The organism is Desulfoprunum sp. (genome assembly GCF_053613775.1).
In genome coordinates this window covers 368,198-385,876 of the sequence record NZ_JBSHXH010000008.1, presented here as the reverse complement: position 1 = coordinate 385,876, position 17,679 = coordinate 368,198, and the positions used below count along the sequence as shown (strand labels likewise).

Genomic DNA, 17,679 nt, shown 5'->3' with positions numbered 1-17,679 from the left:
GGCTGCTCCCGCGGGAATACGATTTCGCCCGGGAGCAGCCGTTGCCCATTAACCCCGCTGCAGGGCGGCGATCCGCTCCTCGAGCGGCGGATGGCTCCGCAGCAGGCTGGCAAGCCCGCCCTCCTTGGGCCGGATGCCGAAGGCCGCCACCTGATCCGGCAGATGGGACGGTTCGTGGTGCGCCTGCAGGCGGCGCAGGGCGGCGATCATCTTTTCCCGGCCGACCAGGTAGGCGGCGCCGCTGTCAGCCCGGTATTCCCGCTTCCGGGAAAACCACATGACGATGATGCTGGCGAAAAGTCCGAAGACGATCTCGAGTACGATCGTCACCGCCATGTAGCCGAGAAAGCCCAACCCTCCGCCCTCTTCGTCCCGGCTCAGGAACGTGTTGATAACCTGGGCGGCGACCCGGGAGAGAAAGATGACGAAGGTGTTCAGCACCCCCTGGATGAGGGCCATCGTCACCATATCGCCGCCGGCCACGTGGCTCACCTCATGGGCCAGCACCGCCTCCGCCTCGTCCCGCGTCATATTCTGCAGCAGGCCGGTGCTGACGGCGACCAGGGCATCGTCCTTTCTCATCCCGGTGGCAAAGGCGTTGATGTCCGGTGAATCGTAGATGGCGACCTCGGGCATGCCGATTTCCGCCGCCTGGGCCTGACGCCGGACGGTATCGACCAGCCACTGTTCACTGGCGCTCCGCGGCTGTTCGATGACATAGGCCCCGGTCGATTTTTTGGCGATCCATTTGGACATCGCCAGCGAGATGAACGAGCCGCCCATGCCGAACAGCCCGGCCATGACCAGCAGCCCCATGGTGCTGCGCGAGTCGAGACCGAGTATCGACATGATGATACCGAGCAGCACCAGAATTGCCAGGTTTGTCGCCAGATACAGGCCAATCCGCATCATTGCATTCCTCCTTGAAGCCATCGGTTCGAGTTCTGCGAGCGCCAGCCGGAACCGGCAGAACCGCTCTTGATCACATGGAAGTATATAATAAACATCGACTTTGCCAAGACAAGCGAAACTGGAGTAAAATAGCGATAGCCAGGTCGGACGGCACTCCGCCGCCGTGAACCGGAATAGCGGCAACTCCCCTTCCTTTGCCACTCCCTTGTCAAAATGGTCTCTTACTTGCAAAACGTTTGCGCATGAACCGTCTCCCACTGACACACGCCGCAATCTGGGCGCTGATCCTCCTGATCACCCATCTCCTGCCGACCCCGGCGATCGGCGGATCTGAAAAAAAGACGGTCCTGTATCTCAATTCCTACCACCACGGCTACCAGTGGTCCGATTCGATCTTCGAGGGCATCCGGTCACGGCTCCACGAAAGTTCGTATGCCATCGATCTGCAGGTCGAATATCTCGATGCGAAGAAATACAATACGCCGCCGGTGATCGAAGGGCTGTTCGAGGTCTTCAGGAAAAAATTCACCCATGAACGCTTCGATGTCGTCATCGTCTCGGACGATGACGCCTTCAATTTCGCCCTCCGTTTTCGCGACGCCCTCTTTCCCGGCGTTCCCATCGTCTTCTGCGGCGTCAACGACCTCGATCCGCAGGCCGTCGCCAGGGGAAATCTCACCGGCGTCGTCGAGAGCTTCGACCTGATCGGCACCCTCGCTGTCGCCCTGATGCTCCACCCGGAAAAACGGCGGATGATCGTCATCGGCGATGAATCGACGACCGGCCGGGCCATCAAAAAGCAGATCGAAGGGTTCCTCGCCGGCGTCCCGGCCGAGTCCATCCCGATCGCCGTCGAACCGGCCGGATCGTATCGCTTCGATTATCAGGTCATGCGCCGGCTCAACATCCCCGACAACCTGCTGCCCCCCGGCAGCACCCTGATCAACGCCCCCAAGGCCTTCTACGAACTGCCGAAGGAGTTGTTCTGGACCATCATCACCAGCCTCCTGCTGCTGCTCGTGACCCTGATCTTCCTGGTCCTGACCATGCTCGAGCGCCGGCGGGTCGAACGGCGGATCAAGGATCAGCTGACCTTCCAGGAGACCCTGATGGATACCAACCCGCAGCTGGTCTCGTGGAAGGATCTGAATTTCCGCTATCTCGGGGCCAACCGGACCTTCGCCGCCTTCTTCGGCCTGAACCCCCAATTCGGACGCCACCCTCGCCGACCCGACCCAGATCTACCAGGTGGCGATGAACCTCTGCACCAACGCCTTCCACGCCCTGCGGGCGACCGGCGGCACCCTGGACATCCGCCTCGAAGACATCCGCCTCGACAAAGAGGAGGCCGGAGGCTTGTACCTCGAGGCCGGCGACTATCCGCAGCTGACCGTGGCCGATGACGGACCGGGTATCGCCCCGTCGATCATCGACAAGATCTTCGACCCCTTCTTCACCACCAAGGACAAAACGGAGGGCACGGGACTCGGTCTGGCCGTGGTCCATGGAGTGGTCAGGGCCCACAAGGGCGGGTTGCGGGTCGACAGCCGCGAGGGGCAGGGCACGACCTTCAGGCTCTATTTCCCGAAGGTCGACTCCAACGTTGAAGGCCGGGAGGCTGCGGTCGCCTTCAGCACCGGCAGGAGCGGAAACATCCTCTTTGTCGAGGATGATGTGGATCAGCTCCACACCACGCCGAGAATTCTCGAAAATGCCGGTTACTCGGTCACCGCCACCGGACAGCCGCAGGAGGCCATCGCGCTGGTAGCCGCAACACCGCGGCGCTTCGAACTCCTGATCACCGATTTCGACATGCCGGGCATGAACGGCATCGAGATGACCAGGCGGTTGCACAGCCTCAATCCGGGCATGGCTACGATCCTCATCTCCGGCCGGGAAGACGCGATCGGTGCGGCCCGAGCGGTCCCGGCGATCGCCCGGGTGCTGATCAAACCCTATGACACCGGTGAGTTGCTGTTCACCATCCACACCATTCTGAGCAAAGACGCGAACCATGGCCAACATACTGATCATTGACGACGACCTGGATATCTGCGAGACATTGACCAGCCTCGCGACCAGGCTGTCGCACCGCTGTCATTCCGTCCACTCCCTGGCCGCCGCCCGTCTCGCCATCCGGCAGACGCCTTTCGACATCGTCTTTCTCGATGTCCGCCTGCCGGACGGAGACCGAGCCCCTCAATACCGGCAAGGTCATCGGTACCGGTCCGCGGATGAAGGCCTGCTTCGAGCTGATGGCCCAGGCCGCCCGCTCCGATTCGACGCTGCTGATAACCGGCGAGACCGGCACCGGCAAGGAACTGTGTGCCCGAACCATCCATGAAAACAGCCGCCGCGCCGGCGGCAGGTTCGTCTTCGTCGACTGCGGCTCCCTCACCGAATCCCTCGTCGAGTCGACCCTCTTCGGCCACCGCAAAGGGGCCTTCACCGGGGCCCAGGACAGCCGCATCGGCCTGATCAAGCTGGCCGACAACGGCACTCTGTTTCTCGACGAGATCGGCGAAATGCCGCTGTCGATTCAGAAAGCCTTCCTCCGCGTCCTGCAGGAGAGGACCTTCCGGGCAGTGGGCGACACCCTGGAGCAGACCAGCAATTTTCGGCTGATTACCGCCACCAACCGCAACCTCGACGAGATGGTCGAGAACCACGAGTTCCGCAGCGACCTGCTGTTCCGCATCACCACGATGCGCCTGCCGCTGCCGCCGCTGAAGCAGCGGCCCGAAGATATCCGGGCGCTGGCCCAGTTCAAGGCGACCCAGCTCTGCCTCCAGAACGGCATGCCCGAAAAGACCCTTGACGAGGATTTCCTGCTGACCCTGGAACGCTACGGATGGCCGGGCAACGTCAGGGAACTGTTCAACATCATCGAACGATCGATCATTACCGCCGGCTCCGAGAAAAAGCTCTTCGCGATGCACCTGCCCCGCCAACTGCGCATCCAGGTGGCCAAGGAACAGATCAGGCAGATGACCGGCTCCCAGGTCCTGGCTGAAGGCAGCGAGGGGGAGTCGGACGACGAAGTCCGAATAATCGGACAGGAGATCTTCCAGGACATCTTCGATCGCCCCCTGCCCACGCTCAAGGCCTTCAAGGCCACATCCGAGAAGATCTACCTGGGCGAGCTGATCCGTCAGTGCAACGGTGATATTTCCCGCATCCTCACAATTTCCGGACTGTCCCGCTCTCATTTCTACGCCCTGCTGAAGAAAAACGATCTTTCGATCCAGACCGAGCAGCCTCGGCCAGAGTAACCATATCCCCGCAGCACCACCCTCTCACCCAAAAGTCTGTCCGTTTTTTCAGACAGGGCATCTATCTCTTATTACAGCATATTCAATCGCTTCGGCGATCAGCGCCGTACCCATTCCCGACTCGACCGGTCTCATCACCCAACCGTTGTCTTATTTTTCGTACTGCGCCTTTCCTCCGGCCGGCCAAAGAGCGTTAAAACATTTATTATATTGTTATTACATATAGTTAAAAAACTAAGGTGATCTGGCACGGAGGTTGCTCTGTCTGGAAGTGCAGTTATTTCGTTCACGAGTGTTCCGTAAGTATTTCAGGACAGCAATTCTTCACCACGGAGGAAAACATCATGCCTTGGACACAAGTAGTCGATCCACTGGGAAGCATCGGCCTCTCGGCGTTCGTCGCCGCCATCCCCATTCTGTTTCTGTTCTGGGCCCTGGCCCGGAAGCGAATGAAAGGCCACTGGGCCGCCCTCGGCGCCGTCCTGCTGGCCGCAACGGTGGCGGTCGTCGTCTACGGCATGCCGGCCAAACTGGCCTTTCTGGCAACGATGAACGGGGCCGTATTCGGGATCTTCCCGGTCTGCTGGATCATCGTCACCGCCCTGTTCATCTACAATCTTTCGGTCAAGACCGGCCAGTTCGAGATCATCAAGAATTCCCTGGCCTCGATCACCGACGACCGCCGGATGCAGGCCCTGCTGATCGCCTTCTCCTTCGGCGCCTTCCTTGAAGGGGCCGCCGGCTTCGGCACCCCGGTGGCGATCACCGCCGCCATGCTGGCCGGCCTCGGCTTCAATCCACTCTACGCCGCCGGGGTCTGCCTCGTCGCCAACACCGCCCCGGTGGCCTTTGGCGCCATCGGTATCCCGATCGTCGTTGCCGGACAGGTGTCCGGGCTTCCCGACATGGCGATCAGCCAGATGGTCGGCCGCACCCTGCCTTTCCTCAGCCTCCTGATCCCGCTGTACCTGACGATCCTGATTTCCGGTTGGAAGAAAGGGCTCGAGGTCTGGCCGGCCTGCCTGGTCTGCGGCGCCTCCTTCGCCCTGGTGCAGTACCTCTCCTCGAACTTCCTCGGACCGCTGCTGCCGGATATCCTGGCATCGATCGCCTCGATCGTCTGCGTCGTCACCTTCCTCCGCTATTGGCATCCCAAACAGAGCTGGCAGTTCCCCGAGGAAAAGGCGAGCCAGGGCCGGGAAAAACTCCGATTCACCGGCGGTCAGGTCCTGCGCGCCTGGGCCCCCTTCATCATCCTGTCGATCTTCGTCGCGGCCCGGGGTATCCCGGCGATCAAGACCACCCTGGACAATATCTTCCTGGTCAAACTGCCGATCAACGGTCTCAACGACATGGTCCTCAAGGCTGACGGCAATCCGATCCATGCCCTCTATACCCTGAACCTGCTCGGTGCCGCCGGCACCGCTATCCTGTTCGCCGCCCTGTTCTCGATCCCGGTCATGGGCGCCTCGATCGCCACCAGCATGGAAGTGGCCGCCGATACCGTCAAGAAACTGAAACTGCCGATTCTCACCATCGCCCTGATCCTCGGCTTCTCCTTCATCTTCAACTTCTCCGGCATGGTCATCACCCTCGGCAAGGCCTTCGCCGCCACCGGGGTTCTCTTCCCCTTCTTCGCCGCCTTCCTCGGCTGGCTCGGGGTCTTCATGACCGGTTCGGACACCTCGTCGAACGCCTTCTTCTCGAAGCTGCATGTGGTGACCGCCCAGCAGATCGGCGTTGATCCGGTGGTCCTTGTCGCCGCCAACTCGTCGGGCGGCGTCTGCGGCAAGATGATCTCTCCGCAGTCGATCGCCGTGGCCACCTCGGCGACGGAGCTGGTCGGCAAGGAAAGTGACATCTTCCGCTTCACCTTGAAACATTCCCTGCTGATGACCACGATTATCGGTATAATGGTGTATCTGCAGGCCTATGTGTTCACCTGGATGATCCCGGTCTACGACAAGGCCGTCACCGCGGTTCCGGCGGCGGCAACCGCGGCGGCGACGGCTCCACCATCGGGCGGGATGACCTACCTGGTCGGTACCTTCGCCCTGGCGCTGCCGCTCTCCCTGCTGTCCATAGCCACCGGCAAGCGGGTCACGGCCATCGCCGGCACGGATGCCATTCACTTCCATTGATACACTCCGGCCGGACCCTCTGCACGGAGGGTCCGGCCTCTTTCTCCTGAACGCCCCATCGCAAGGACCACGACATGAGTTCACCCCAAGCATCCGCCCTGGACGACGAATTTTCGGCGATTGTCGGCAACGACAATGTAATGACCAGTGAAATCGACCGCTACGCCTACTCCTACGACGCCGCCGTCCTCGATCCGGTGATGCCCGGGATCGTGGTCCGACCGACCACTTCGGAGGTCCTCGGCAGGGTCGTCAAGTTCTGCCACGACAACGGCCTGCCGCTGACCGTGCGCGGCGCCGGCACCAACCTCTCCGGCGGCACCATCCCCCATCCCGGCGGGGTGGTGGTCCTCACCAACGGCCTGAACCGCATCCTCGAAATCAATGAGGAGGATCTCTACGCCGTCGTCGAACCCGGCGTCGTCACCGCCGCCTTCGCCCAGGAGGTGGCCCGGCGCGGCCTGTTCTATCCCCCCGACCCCGGCAGCCAGACGGTTTCGACGCTGGGCGGCAATGTCGCCGAAAATGCCGGCGGCCTGCGCGGCCTCAAATACGGGGTGACCAAGGACTACGTGATGGGCATGGAGTTCTGGGACGTGCACGGCAACCTGATCCGCTCCGGTTCGCGCACCGTCAAGTCGGTGACCGGCTACAACCTGCACGGCCTGATGGTGGCCTCGGAGGGGACGCTGGGGGTCTTCGACAAGATCATCCTCAAGCTGATCCCGCCGCCCCAGGCCGCCCGCTCGATGATGGCGGTCTTCGATTCGATCACTAGCGCCTCGGAGACGGTGGCGGCAATCATCGCCGCCAAGATCGTGCCGGCGACGCTGGAGATGATGGACAACTTCACCATCCGCACCGTCGACAACTTCCGCAAGGCCGGTCTCCCGACCGACGCCGCCGCCCTCCTGCTGATCGAGGTTGACGGCCATCCCGGCCAGGTAGCCGACGAGGCGGCCCGGGTCGAGGAGATCTGCCGCCGCCAGGGGGCGAGAGAACTCAAGGTCGCCAATGACACGACCGAACGCAACACCATCTGGCAGGCCCGGCGCGACGCCCTCCCGGCCCTGGCCAAGCTCAAGCCGACCTGCGTCCTGGAAGACGCCACCGTGCCGCGCTCGAAGATCCCGGCAATGATCGCCGCCCTCGGCGAGATCAGCACAAAATTCAACCTGACCATCGGCACCTTCGGCCACGCCGGTGACGGCAATCTCCATCCCACCATCCTCACCGACAAGCGCGACAAGGCGGAATGGCAGCGGGTAGAACATGCCGTCGAGGAGATTTTCGACCGCGCCCTGGCCCTGGGCGGCACCCTCTCCGGCGAGCATGGCATCGGCCTGGCCAAGCGGGGCTTCCTCATCAAGGAGCTCGGCCAGGCAACCCTGGACTACACGGCGAAGCTGAAGAAGGCCGTCGATCCCAAAAATATCCTCAACCCCAAGAAGATGGAAGGGTAGAAGCATATGGCCGATATTCACCAACTCGCCGAGATGTTCAAGAAGCTCGATGACCAGCTGGTCAACTGCATGCGCTGCGGCATGTGCCAGGCGGTCTGCCCGTTGTTCCGCGAGACCGGCCGGGAAACCGACGTCACCCGCGGCAAGCTGGCCCTGCTCGAAGGCCTGGCCGCCGAAATCCTGCACGATTCCCAGGCCATCGACACCACCCTCAACCGCTGCCTGCTGTGCGGCACCTGCCAGGCCAACTGCCCGAGCGGCGTCCAGATCATCGACATCTTCCTTTCGGCCCGGGCGATCATGACCGGCTACTTCGGCCTGTCGCCGGTGAAGAAGGCGATCTTCCGCGGCATGCTGGCCAACCCCCGGCTGTTCAATTCCCTGACCTCGATCAGTTCGAAATTTCAGGGGATTTTTACCAGGAAGGTCGACGATCTGCTCGGTTCCTCCTGCGCCCGCTTCAACGCCCCGGTGGTTGCCGACCGTCATTTCAACGCCCTGGCCACCAGGCCATTCCGTAAAATCGTGCCCCGGCTCGATACCCCGGCCGGCAGCAGCGGCCTGAGGGTCGCCTTCTTCCCCGGCTGCGTCGTCGACAAGATGTTCCCGCAGATCGGCGAGGCAACCATCAAAATTCTGCAGAAAAAAGAGGTCGGGGTCTACCTTCCCGCCGGCCAGGCCTGCTGCGGCATCCCGGTGCTGACCAGCGGCGACCGCCAGACCTTCAACACCCTGGTCGAGATGAATGTCGAACGCTTCCGCGGTGCCGCCTACGATTACCTGGTCACCCCCTGTGCCTCCTGTACCTCGACGATCAAGGAGCTGTGGCCGAAGCTGTACAGCGGCAACATGGATATCGAAGACGACATCGCCGCCATCGGCGACAAGACCAGGGATATAACCGAGTTTCTCGTCGACAGCTGCGGCATCGACGAACCCGGCAAGCCGGCCACCGGTGGTGACGCCATCACCTACCACGACCCCTGCCACCTCAAGAACGCCCTCGGCATCACCCGTCAGCCCCGAACCCTGATCAGGGCCGCCGGCGGCAATTTCGTCGAGATGAACGAGGCCGGCACCTGCTGCGGCTGCGGCGGCAGCTTCAACGTCGCCCATTACGAGCTGTCGAAGAGGATCGGCAACCGCAAGGCCGACAATATCGTCGCCTCCGGGGCAAAGACGGTAGCCACCGGCTGCCCGGCCTGCATGATGCAGATGACCGACATGCTCTCCCGCCGCGACCAGGGTGTCCGGGTCCGCCATGTGGTGGAACTGTATGCCGACAGCCTGCAAGCGAAACCCCAGGGAAACGGCAAGACCGCCGCCCGGAAGAGATAATTGACTACCCAGGAGCCTTGTTGCCATGACTGAGACCGTCACCACCCGGTATGACCATCTCGCCACCCGCTTTGCCGAAAAGGCACGGGCGGTTTCCGCCATCGTCGAACCCGTCGCCGATCTCGATGCGGCCTTTGCCTACTGCGTCGATCTCTGCGGCCGCCAGGGGGCTTGCCGGATCACGGTCTCCGGCTGCGACGAATCGCTGTCGCCGCCGGCCGACAGCCTCTGCGACCACAAGCACGACAAGATCGTCGCCGCACCGGGGCTTGCGCCGGACCAGTTCGCCGCCCTCGCAGCGCGCTGCACCGACCAGGGGATGGCCTGCCTCCGTTCCGGCATGCGCGCCCACCTGGCCGGGGTGGATATCGGCTTCACCCTCGCCGAGATGGGCATTGCCGAGACCGGGACTCTGGTGATCAACTGTCCCGACGAGGACCTGCGGCTGGCCACCATGCTGAGCGAATACCACGTCTGCGTGCTGCGCCGCTCGACCATCGTCGAAGACGCCTTCGCCGCCGAGGGCCAGCTGCTCAAATACATGCGCAAAACCCCCGATTACACCGCCTTCATCACCGGGGCCAGCCGGACCGCCGATATCGAACGGGTCCTCGCCCTCGGCGTCCATGGGCCGCTTGAACTGCACATACTGCTGCTGGAGGACTGATATGCAGGACGCCAAGAACCTGAAAGAATACCGCAAGGAAATGCAGGAATCGCTCGACAACACCTTCCTGCGCCAGACCCTGGACACCTTCGCCGTGGCCTATCGGGCCGGCCGGGCCAAGGCCTTCGCCGAGATCGATGTGGGCGGCCTGGTGGCCGAGATCGCCGCCGCCAAGGACGGCGTGTTGCCCCGCCTGATGGAGTTGTACGACCAGTTCCGCAGAAACGCCGAGGCCGCAGGTGTGAAGGTCCATTTCGCCAGGGATGCCGACGAGGCCAACGCCATCATCGCCGGGATCGCTCAAGAGACCGGCTCGAAAAAAATCGTCAAGTCGAAGTCGATGACCGCCGAGGAGACGCTGCTCAACCATACCCTCGAAGACCATGGGCTCGAAGTGACCGAGACCGATCTCGGCGAGTGGATCATCCAGCTCCGCCATGAAGGACCATCGCACATGGTCATGCCGGCGATCCATCTCTCCCGCTATCAGATAGGCGACCTCTTTTCCGACGTCACCGGGGCCCACCAGGAACCGGATATCGAAAAACTGGTCAAGGTCGCAAGGCGGGAACTGCGCAGCAAGTTCGCCGAGGCCGACATGGGCGTCACCGGCGCCAATTTCGCGATTGCCGAGACCGGCACCATCGGCCTGGTCACCAATGAGGGCAACGCCCGGCTGGTCACCACCCTGCCGCGGGTCCATGTCGCCCTGCTGGGCATCGACAAACTGGTGCCGAGCCTCACTGATGCCCTCAGGATCCTCAAGGTCCTGCCGCGCAACGCCACCGGTCAGCATATCACCTCCTACGTCACCTGGATCACCGGCGCCAACGAGTGCGCCGCGGCCAGCGACCGGAAAAAGGAGATCCACTTCGTCATCCTCGACAACGGCCGGCTGGAGATGGCCAGGGACCCGCTCTTTTCCCAGGTCTTCCGCTGCGTCCGCTGCGGCGCCTGCGCCAATGTCTGCCCGGTCTACCGTCTGGTCGGCGGTCATAAGATGGGCCATATCTACATCGGCGCCATCGGCCTGATCCTCACCTATTTCTTCCACGGCCCGGACAAGGCCAAGAACCTGGTGCAGAACTGCATCAACTGCGAGGCCTGCAAGGATATCTGCGCCGGCGGCATCGACCTGCCGCGGCTGATCAAGCAGATCCACGTCCGGATCCAGGACCAGCAGGGCCATCCGCTGCCCAGTCTGCTGCTCGGTCAGGTCATGAAAAACCGCAAGCTGTTCCACACCCTGCTGCGCACCGCCAAATGGGCCCAGCGGCCGGTCGCCGGCGACGACGGCTTCATGCGCCATCTGCCGATGATGTTCTTCAAGGACCACGATTTCAAGGCCCTGCCGGCAGTGGCCGACCAGCCCTTCCGCGACCGCTTCCCGGGTCTGCAGCAGGAGACGGCACAACGGCAGGGACCGGTGTCCCGGGTGAAGGCCGCCCTGTTTTCCGGCTGTGTCCAGGATTTCGTCTATCCCGAACAGATGGAGGCCGCTTACCGGCTGTTTGCCGATTACCGGGTGGCCATGTCCTTCCCGATGGCCCAGTCCTGCTGCGGACTGCCCCTGCAGATGATGGGCGAGGCCAAGACCTCCAGGGAAGTTGCCATCCAGAATATCCGGGCCTTCGAACGCGAGAATGTCGACTACGTCGTCACCCTCTGCGCCTCCTGCGCCTCGCACCTCAAGCACAATTACCCGGTCCTGCTCGGTGACGATCCCGGGATGCAGGCCAAGGCCAGGGCCTTTGCCGCCAAGGTGATTGACTTCTCGTCGTTCGCCCACGATGTCCTCGGCCTCAAGGCCGCGGATTTCGCCGGCGACGGCAAGGCGGCGACCTTCCACGCCCCCTGCCACCTCTGCCGCGGCCTCGGGGTCCACGATGCCCCCCGCGCCCTGCTGCGCGACGCCGGTCTCGATTACCGCGAGGCCGACGAATCGGAGGTCTGCTGCGGCTTCGGCGGCACCTTCTCGGCCAAGTTCCCCGAACTGTCGGCCGAACTGCTGCGCAAGAAGCTCGACCATGTCGAGGCCACCGGGGCCGGACTGCTGCTCACCGACTGCCCCGGCTGCATCATGCAGTTGCGCGGCGGCCTGAAGAAACGCGGCTCGGACATCGTCGTCCAGCACACCGCCGAGGCCCTGGCCGCCAGGAAGAAAACGACTCTCTAAGACCGAATCACTCCCCCGGCCGCATCACGGCGTTGTCGGGGGAGACCCTCCTATCGCGAACAGTCGTGTTCCATTACGTTTCTTTACGTTTTATCTCCTGCGGACACATCTCTCAGTCCGTCCCATCCCGAGCCCAAAACGTTCCAAGTTGTCCGGAAATCGTTGAGCGTCACTGATCTCTGTGGTACATCTGCCACTACCTGCCTGAGACGCAGGGCCGTGCTCCCGGTTCAATTCCGCCATCGCACCACCGACAGCTCTTGCCATGAGCTCGATCACATTATTCCGGACATCTCGACGAAAGGACACCTCATGACAGCCACATTGCCCCAGGCCTTCGCCCGTAATTTTCTCGGTAACGCCCCGACATGGTACAAACTTGCCATCGTCGTCTTCCTCATCATCAATCCCATTCTCCTCAAAACCGTCGGTCCCTTCATCACCGGCTGGATACTCATCGGCGAATTTATCTTCACCCTGGCCATGGCCCTGAAATGCTACCCGCTGCCGGCGGGCGGTCTCCTGGCCCTGCAGGCCGTGGTTATCGGCATGACCAGTCCTGAGACGGTCTATCATGAGGCCCTGAAAAATTTCGAGGTCATCCTGCTGCTGATCTTCATGGTCGCCGGGATTTACTTCATGAAGGATTTCCTGCAGTTCACCTTCACCCGCGTCCTCGTCCGGGTACGGTCGAAGATTGCCATCTCCCTCATTTTCTCCTTTCTCGGGGCCTTTCTCTCGGCCTTCCTCGACGCCCTGACGGTAACCGCCGTGATCATTGCAGTGGCTTACGCCTTCTACAATGTCTACCATCGCTTTGCTTCGGGGATGGATCTGCTCTGCGCCCATGATCTCTGCTGCGACACCCATTTCAAGGAGATTCAGCGCCAGGAACTGCAACAATTCCGAGGATTTCTCAGAAATCTGATGATGCACGGGGCGGTGGGCACCGCCCTCGGCGGCGTCTGTACGCTGGTCGGAGAGCCCCAGAACCTGCTCATCGCCAGTGAAATGGGCTGGCAGTTCGGCACCTTTTTTGTCAAGGTGGCGCCGGTGTCGATGCCGGTCCTGGCCATCGGCCTGACGACCTGCATCCTCGTTGAGAAATTCAAGCTATTCGGTTATGGGTTCGAAATGCCGGGCAATATCCGCTCTCACCTGCTGGAAACCGAGATCCAGATGGAGGCAAAACGCGGCAAACAGGGGAAGGCCAGGCTGGTCATCCAGGCCCTGGCGGGAATCTGGCTGATCCTCGCCCTGGCCTTTCATCTGGCCGCAGTGGGCATCATCGGCCTGTCGGTCATCGTCCTGCTGACCTCCCTGAACGGCGTCGTCGAAGAGCATAACCTGGGTCAGGCCTTCCATGAAGCGCTGCCGTTCACTGCCCTGCTGGTGGTCTTTTTCGCCATCGTCGCCGTCATTCATGACCAGCACCTGTTCGCCCCGGTGATCAACTATGTCATCAGCCTCAAAGGCAATACCCAACTGGCCGCCTATTATATCGCCAACGGCGTGCTGTCGATGATCTCCGACAATGTCTTTGTCGCCACGGTCTATATCTCGGAAACCAAGACCCATATCACCCAGGTCCTCGGTCACATCCCCGATATCGGTATGACGGGAGCGGAACTGATGGACAAATTGACTGCCTCCGGCACGCTTCGTGCCGACGTTTATGCCTCCCTGCCCCGGGCTGCCGCCGACCAGGCCAGGACCGTGATGGACCAGTTCGACAAACTGGCGGTGGCGATCAACACCGGCACCAATATCCCCAGCGTCGCCACCCCGAATGGTCAGGCGGCCTTTCTCTTCCTGCTGACCTCGGCCCTGGCCCCGGTTATCCGCCTGAGCTACGGGCGGATGGTGGTGCTGGCCCTGCCCTATACCATCACCATGAGCCTGACCGGCCTGCTGGCCACCTATTTCCTGATGTAAGGGAGGATTGCGGCCAGCTTCGGCCTGGCAACTCCCGCAGGAATCACCACACCGTAAACGGTATTGCCGTTCATGCCTGCAGATACCAGAAGAGCAGGCCGCCGCTGGCGGCAAAGAGCAGACAGGGCGCAACCAGCCGCCGCCAGGCGCGGGCCAGGTCAACGCCGAAGTACTCGCAATTGAGGATAAAACAGATGTGGATCGGGGAGACCATCACCCCGGTGAAGCCGGCGAAGGAAGCCAGCACCAGATAGGCGACGGTCTTGTCCTGCAGGCCGAGGCTGGTCAGCAGGCCGAGGAGCAGCGGGAAGGTGGCGCCGACGAAGGCGACGTTGATGCCGGCAATCATCCCCACCAGAAACGGCAGGAAAAAGGCGGCGGCAAAGAGGGCCAGGGCGCCGCTGGACGTGTCGGCCATCGCCTTGACCACCGCCGCCGCCTGCATGATGTCCTTGAACATGAAGATCGCCACCACCACCAGCAGCATGCTCCTGAGACTCTTCTTGCGCAGGACCTCGACCAGAAAGGAGAGAGGCAGCCGGTTCTGCAGGACGATGGCGGCAATGGCCAGGAGCAGGGCGATGATCACTCCCCACTCGAACGATACGTCGGGCATCGTCCTGCCGATCAGGGTTTCGAGGCCCACCGCGCCGATGATCGCCACCATCAGCGGCAGGCCTTCCCACAGGACCGTCCGCACCGGTGCTGCTTGACCCGATGCCGCCGGGCCGCACCCAACGGCGGCGTCGGGAACGGAACGGAGAAAAAAGAACCAGCCCAGGCCGAGCATCGCCAGGATGCCGGGCCAGGTACAGGCGATAAAGGTCGTGATCGGGATTCCAGCCAACGACACGGTAAGGATGACGCCGGGATAGAGGGGCCAGGCCAGCTCCCAGACATGGCGGAACCAGTAGTTGATCACCGCCCGGTCCTCTTCCGACATCGGCATCCCCTCGCTCACGGTCCTGACCATCGGGGCGGAAAAGACGGCGCCGCCGGGCATCGGCAACAGACCGATCAGGGCCGGGAAAAAGATCAGCCGGAGACGGGGCGCCGTGAGATAGCCGGAGACCGCCGCCATCAGGCGGCGGGACTGGCCGGAACGCTCCTGGGCATCGGCGAGGATCAGGATCAGGCCGACGATGGCCGCCAGGAAGAGAAACTGCGGCCGGGTCGCCGCCATTGCGCTGACCTGCAGCACCCGCGCCAGGTCGAGCCCGAACAGCAGCCCCATCACCGTCCCCCCCAGCAGGATCGACAGCGCCAGACCGAGCCGGTTGCGGATACCGACCAGCATCAGGGCGAATGCCCCGAAAACCTTGAAAAACGGCAGAGCCGCGGGTAGCCAGTCCATCTGCAGTATCTCCTCCTGCGCGTCACCGGTGACAGATTCCGCCGGCGGAGCGACCTTTCACCGCATTGATTGCCCGGAGCGTTATTTCCCCGCTGCCAGCAGTTTCGCCCGCAGATCCTTGGTCACCGGCTTGTCGCCGAGCCAGATCAGCAGCATTGCATCGTTGAAGTCCTTGCCGGGGATCGCCCCCTTCTCCGTCCCGGCGATGGTCACCTTCGTCCCCTGGCTTGGGATATAGTCGAGGACGATGACATCACCCTTCCCGGCGTCGGCGAACATCGCGTTGAACTGGTCGATGCGCTGCTGCAGGGCGGCCAGCCGATCCGCCGGGGTGTTGTTCCTGAAGCCGTCGTTCCATGCCTCGACCAGTTTTGCCTTTTCCACCTTGTCGTGGAGAAAGTGCATGACCATCCGCTTGCGGGCATCGGCGGCAAGCACGTCTTTGGTCGTGGCGGCGGCCTTTTCGAGATAGAGCTGGGCGATGTAGACATCGACGAAGAATTTGGAGCGGATGCCGGCGCCGTTCAGCACCATGGCCGTTCCATCGTCGCTGGTGATCGTTTCGGGGATGGCGACCCCGGCAATTTCCAGGGCCTTGGCCGGCAGGGCGAGCATCAGGATACAGCAGGTCATCAGGACAATACGCATTGCTTTTACCTCCTCAATACAGTTGATGGGGAAATCGATTTCCCGGCCTCCACGCTTCCCGGTTCCCTCCTTATACCAATGAAGACAAGGAGATGGCAAACGTTTTACTGAGTCCCGGCAACCTTTGTGACGACGGTTCGGCCCTGCCCGGCCCGCGCTCCTGCCGCCATTTGCCCCTCCGCCTCCGATCCCGTCTGTGCTATAGTGTGATCATGACTGGATACCGGCCGCAACTTCAACCTCCGCCATCAACGACAGCCATGACCGATTATCTGCAACGGGCCATCACCGATTCCGGCCAGTTCTTCGTTTTCGCCTGCGATACCACCCAACTTGTCGCCACGGCCTGCCGCCGCCATGACGTCGGCCCGACCGCCGCCGCCGCCCTTGGCCGGGCCTTGACCGGCGCCGTGCTGCTGGCCGCCCTGCTCAAGGACGAGCAGAGCGTGAGGCTGCGATTCGAGGGCAACGGCCCGCTCGGCAAGATTATCACCGAGGCCGGACGTGCCGGGTGGGTGCGGGGATACGTGACGGCGCCGCAGGCCGAGGTCCCGCTCAGGCAGGGGAGGATCGATGTCGCTGCCGGTCTCGGTCGGGCCGGCTTCCTGACCGTGACCAAGGACATCGGCATGAACCACACATACGAGGGCACGGTCCAGCTCTTTACCAGTGAGATCGCCCAAGATATCGCCTTTTACCTGAGCGAGTCGGAGCAGGTCCCTTCCGCCGTCGGGCTCGGCGTCCACCTCGAACCGGACGGCGGTATCGCCGCTGCCGGCGGCTTCCTCGTCCAGTCGCTGCCGCCGGCCGACGAGCGGCTGATCGCCGCGATGGAGGAGAGGGTGAACGGCATATCGTCAATCACTGAACTGCTCCGCCAGGGAACCGCGCCGGAGGCCTTCGTTGCCCTGCTGTTGGCCGATATCCCCTATCATCTGACGGCCCGCACCCCTCTGATCTACGCCTGCAGCTGCAGTCGGGAAAAGATGGAACAGGCCGTGTTGTCGCTCGGCCGTGAAGAGCTGACTCAGATGGTGGGGACGAAGGAAGAAACGGAGGTGCAGTGTGAATTCTGTCGCGACACCTACCGCTTCAGCCGCCTGGACCTCCAACGGTTGCTGGCGTCTGGGTCGCAGTTGCACTGATCCCGGACCGGCTTCCCAACCTGGACGGTGGTCAGCGGCAGATCCTCTCCACCGCCGTTGCCTTCCGCTGTCGCAGCCCCCGGCGGAAGACGAGCCAGTAGTCGCCGGCCGCCACGGAACCAAGGAGCACGACCAGAACAAGAAAATAGGAGGAGAGTTCAGGCGCGACCGGCACCGCGAGCGCCAGCAGGAACTGGCCGGCGGTGGCCACCTTCCCGGCCGGCCGCGACGGCATCTCCCTGAAGGTCGACCAGTGGCGCCGGGCGGCGAGATAGAGGGCGACCAAGGCGACGACGATCTCCCGCTGGAGCAGCAGCGGCAGCCACCACCACGGGAATCTGGCCGAGAGGGCGAAGGTGGAAAAGACCGTGATGGTGAAAGCCTTGTCGGCGACGGCGTCGAAGATCCCGCCCTGCCAGGTCGTGGTCCGCCAACGCCGGGCGAGCCAGCCGTCGACAAAATCGCTGACCGCCGAGACCAGGATCAGCGGCAGCCACCAGGCCTCGCCGGCGAAGGGAAAGATCAGGGAGAAACCGAAGCGGGCGGCGGTCACCGCATTGGGGATGATGCGCTTCCAGTTCAACATACCGAGACAGACCGTTGAATGTTGTCGCCCATCACCCGCTGC

At 62.6% G+C, this 17,679-nt stretch carries 14 protein-coding genes; 10 read left to right on the top strand and 4 right to left on the bottom strand.

Annotated features, from left to right (window positions below; translation table 11 throughout):
- Window positions 1–48: 48 nt before the first annotated feature.
- Window positions 49–912, bottom strand: a complete 864-nt coding sequence (gene htpX / locus ACWGKN_RS16515) for a protease HtpX (protein ID WP_035228331.1) — start codon at window positions 910–912, stop codon at window positions 49–51.
- Between the two features lie 242 nt (window positions 913–1,154).
- Here htpX and ACWGKN_RS16510 point away from each other — a divergent pair, with 242 nt between their 5' ends.
- The 9 genes from ACWGKN_RS16510 (at window position 1,155) to nhaB (ending at window position 13,904) form a co-directional block, all read left to right on the top strand.
- Window positions 1,155–2,315, top strand: coding sequence for a hypothetical protein (locus ACWGKN_RS16510; protein ID WP_452095656.1), 1,161 nt, complete (start codon window positions 1,155–1,157; stop codon window positions 2,313–2,315).
- A complete protein-coding gene (locus ACWGKN_RS16505; RefSeq protein WP_452095742.1) occupies window positions 2,197–2,949 on the top strand; it encodes an ATP-binding protein in 753 nt (250 codons plus the stop codon). Before ACWGKN_RS16510 ends, ACWGKN_RS16505 begins: the two co-directional genes overlap by 119 nt.
- 131 nt (window positions 2,950–3,080) lie before the next feature.
- On the top strand, window positions 3,081–4,184 hold the full coding sequence (locus ACWGKN_RS16500; protein WP_452095655.1) for a sigma 54-interacting transcriptional regulator: 1,104 nt from the start codon (window positions 3,081–3,083) through the stop codon (window positions 4,182–4,184).
- A 344-nt stretch (window positions 4,185–4,528) separates the two neighbouring features.
- Entirely contained in the window at window positions 4,529–6,325 is a 1,797-nt protein-coding gene (locus tag ACWGKN_RS16495) for an L-lactate permease (protein ID WP_452095654.1), read from the top strand.
- Between the two features lie 74 nt (window positions 6,326–6,399).
- Window positions 6,400–7,788, top strand: a complete 1,389-nt coding sequence (locus ACWGKN_RS16490) for an FAD-binding oxidoreductase (protein WP_452095653.1) — start codon at window positions 6,400–6,402, stop codon at window positions 7,786–7,788.
- Between the two features lie 6 nt (window positions 7,789–7,794).
- The gene (locus ACWGKN_RS16485; RefSeq protein ID WP_052159821.1) at window positions 7,795–9,126 is read left to right on the top strand and encodes a (Fe-S)-binding protein; all 1,332 of its coding nucleotides are present in this window, start codon (window positions 7,795–7,797) and stop codon (window positions 9,124–9,126) included.
- Between the two features lie 25 nt (window positions 9,127–9,151).
- Complete coding sequence (locus ACWGKN_RS16480; protein WP_035228342.1) at window positions 9,152–9,793, top strand: LutC/YkgG family protein; 642 nt, start codon at window positions 9,152–9,154, stop codon at window positions 9,791–9,793.
- Between the two features lies 1 nt (window position 9,794).
- Window positions 9,795–11,969: an L-lactate dehydrogenase (quinone) large subunit LdhH gene (gene ldhH / locus ACWGKN_RS16475; RefSeq protein WP_452095652.1), complete on the top strand. Its 2,175-nt coding sequence runs from the start codon at window positions 9,795–9,797 to the stop codon at window positions 11,967–11,969.
- Window positions 11,970–12,281: 312 nt separating this feature from the next.
- Window positions 12,282–13,904, top strand: coding sequence for a sodium/proton antiporter NhaB (gene nhaB, locus ACWGKN_RS16470; RefSeq protein WP_035228346.1), 1,623 nt, complete (start codon window positions 12,282–12,284; stop codon window positions 13,902–13,904).
- Window positions 13,905–13,974: 70 nt separating this feature from the next.
- Here the strand turns inward: nhaB and ACWGKN_RS16465 are convergent, their stop codons facing one another.
- On the bottom strand, window positions 13,975–15,258 hold the full coding sequence (locus ACWGKN_RS16465; RefSeq protein ID WP_424255119.1) for a DUF401 family protein: 1,284 nt from the start codon (window positions 15,256–15,258) through the stop codon (window positions 13,975–13,977).
- Window positions 15,259–15,339: 81 nt separating this feature from the next.
- The gene (locus tag ACWGKN_RS16460) at window positions 15,340–15,906 is read right to left on the bottom strand and encodes a chalcone isomerase family protein (RefSeq protein ID WP_035228350.1); all 567 of its coding nucleotides are present in this window, start codon (window positions 15,904–15,906) and stop codon (window positions 15,340–15,342) included.
- A 260-nt stretch (window positions 15,907–16,166) separates the two neighbouring features.
- Between ACWGKN_RS16460 and hslO the strand changes: the two genes are divergently transcribed.
- Window positions 16,167–17,051 carry an Hsp33 family molecular chaperone HslO gene (gene hslO, locus ACWGKN_RS16455; protein ID WP_035228352.1) on the top strand — a complete coding sequence of 295 codons (885 nt, stop codon included), beginning with the start codon at window positions 16,167–16,169 and terminating at the stop codon, window positions 17,049–17,051.
- Window positions 17,052–17,082: 31 nt separating this feature from the next.
- Here the strand turns inward: hslO and ACWGKN_RS16450 are convergent, their stop codons facing one another.
- On the bottom strand, window positions 17,083–17,637 hold the full coding sequence (locus tag ACWGKN_RS16450) for a CDP-alcohol phosphatidyltransferase family protein (protein ID WP_052159822.1): 555 nt from the start codon (window positions 17,635–17,637) through the stop codon (window positions 17,083–17,085).
- Between the last annotated feature and the right edge of the window lie 42 nt (window positions 17,638–17,679).

Coding starts and splice junctions, on each gene's coding strand:
- ACWGKN_RS16510 (WP_452095656.1), top strand. CDS start 1,155: ATGAACCGTCTCCCACTGACACACGCCGCAATCTGGGCGCTGATCCTC.
- ACWGKN_RS16465 (WP_424255119.1), bottom strand. CDS start 15,258: ATGGACTGGCTACCCGCGGCTCTGCCGTTTTTCAAGGTTTTCGGGGCA.
- ACWGKN_RS16490 (WP_452095653.1), top strand. CDS start 6,400: ATGAGTTCACCCCAAGCATCCGCCCTGGACGACGAATTTTCGGCGATT.
- ACWGKN_RS16500 (WP_452095655.1), top strand. CDS start 3,081: ATGTCCGCCTGCCGGACGGAGACCGAGCCCCTCAATACCGGCAAGGTC.
- ACWGKN_RS16480 (WP_035228342.1), top strand. CDS start 9,152: ATGACTGAGACCGTCACCACCCGGTATGACCATCTCGCCACCCGCTTT.
- ACWGKN_RS16450 (WP_052159822.1), bottom strand. CDS start 17,637: ATGTTGAACTGGAAGCGCATCATCCCCAATGCGGTGACCGCCGCCCGC.
- nhaB (WP_035228346.1), top strand. CDS start 12,282: ATGACAGCCACATTGCCCCAGGCCTTCGCCCGTAATTTTCTCGGTAAC.
- ACWGKN_RS16485 (WP_052159821.1), top strand. CDS start 7,795: ATGGCCGATATTCACCAACTCGCCGAGATGTTCAAGAAGCTCGATGAC.
- ACWGKN_RS16460 (WP_035228350.1), bottom strand. CDS start 15,906: ATGCGTATTGTCCTGATGACCTGCTGTATCCTGATGCTCGCCCTGCCG.
- htpX (WP_035228331.1), bottom strand. CDS start 912: ATGATGCGGATTGGCCTGTATCTGGCGACAAACCTGGCAATTCTGGTG.
- ldhH (WP_452095652.1), top strand. CDS start 9,795: ATGCAGGACGCCAAGAACCTGAAAGAATACCGCAAGGAAATGCAGGAA.
- hslO (WP_035228352.1), top strand. CDS start 16,167: ATGACCGATTATCTGCAACGGGCCATCACCGATTCCGGCCAGTTCTTC.
- ACWGKN_RS16495 (WP_452095654.1), top strand. CDS start 4,529: ATGCCTTGGACACAAGTAGTCGATCCACTGGGAAGCATCGGCCTCTCG.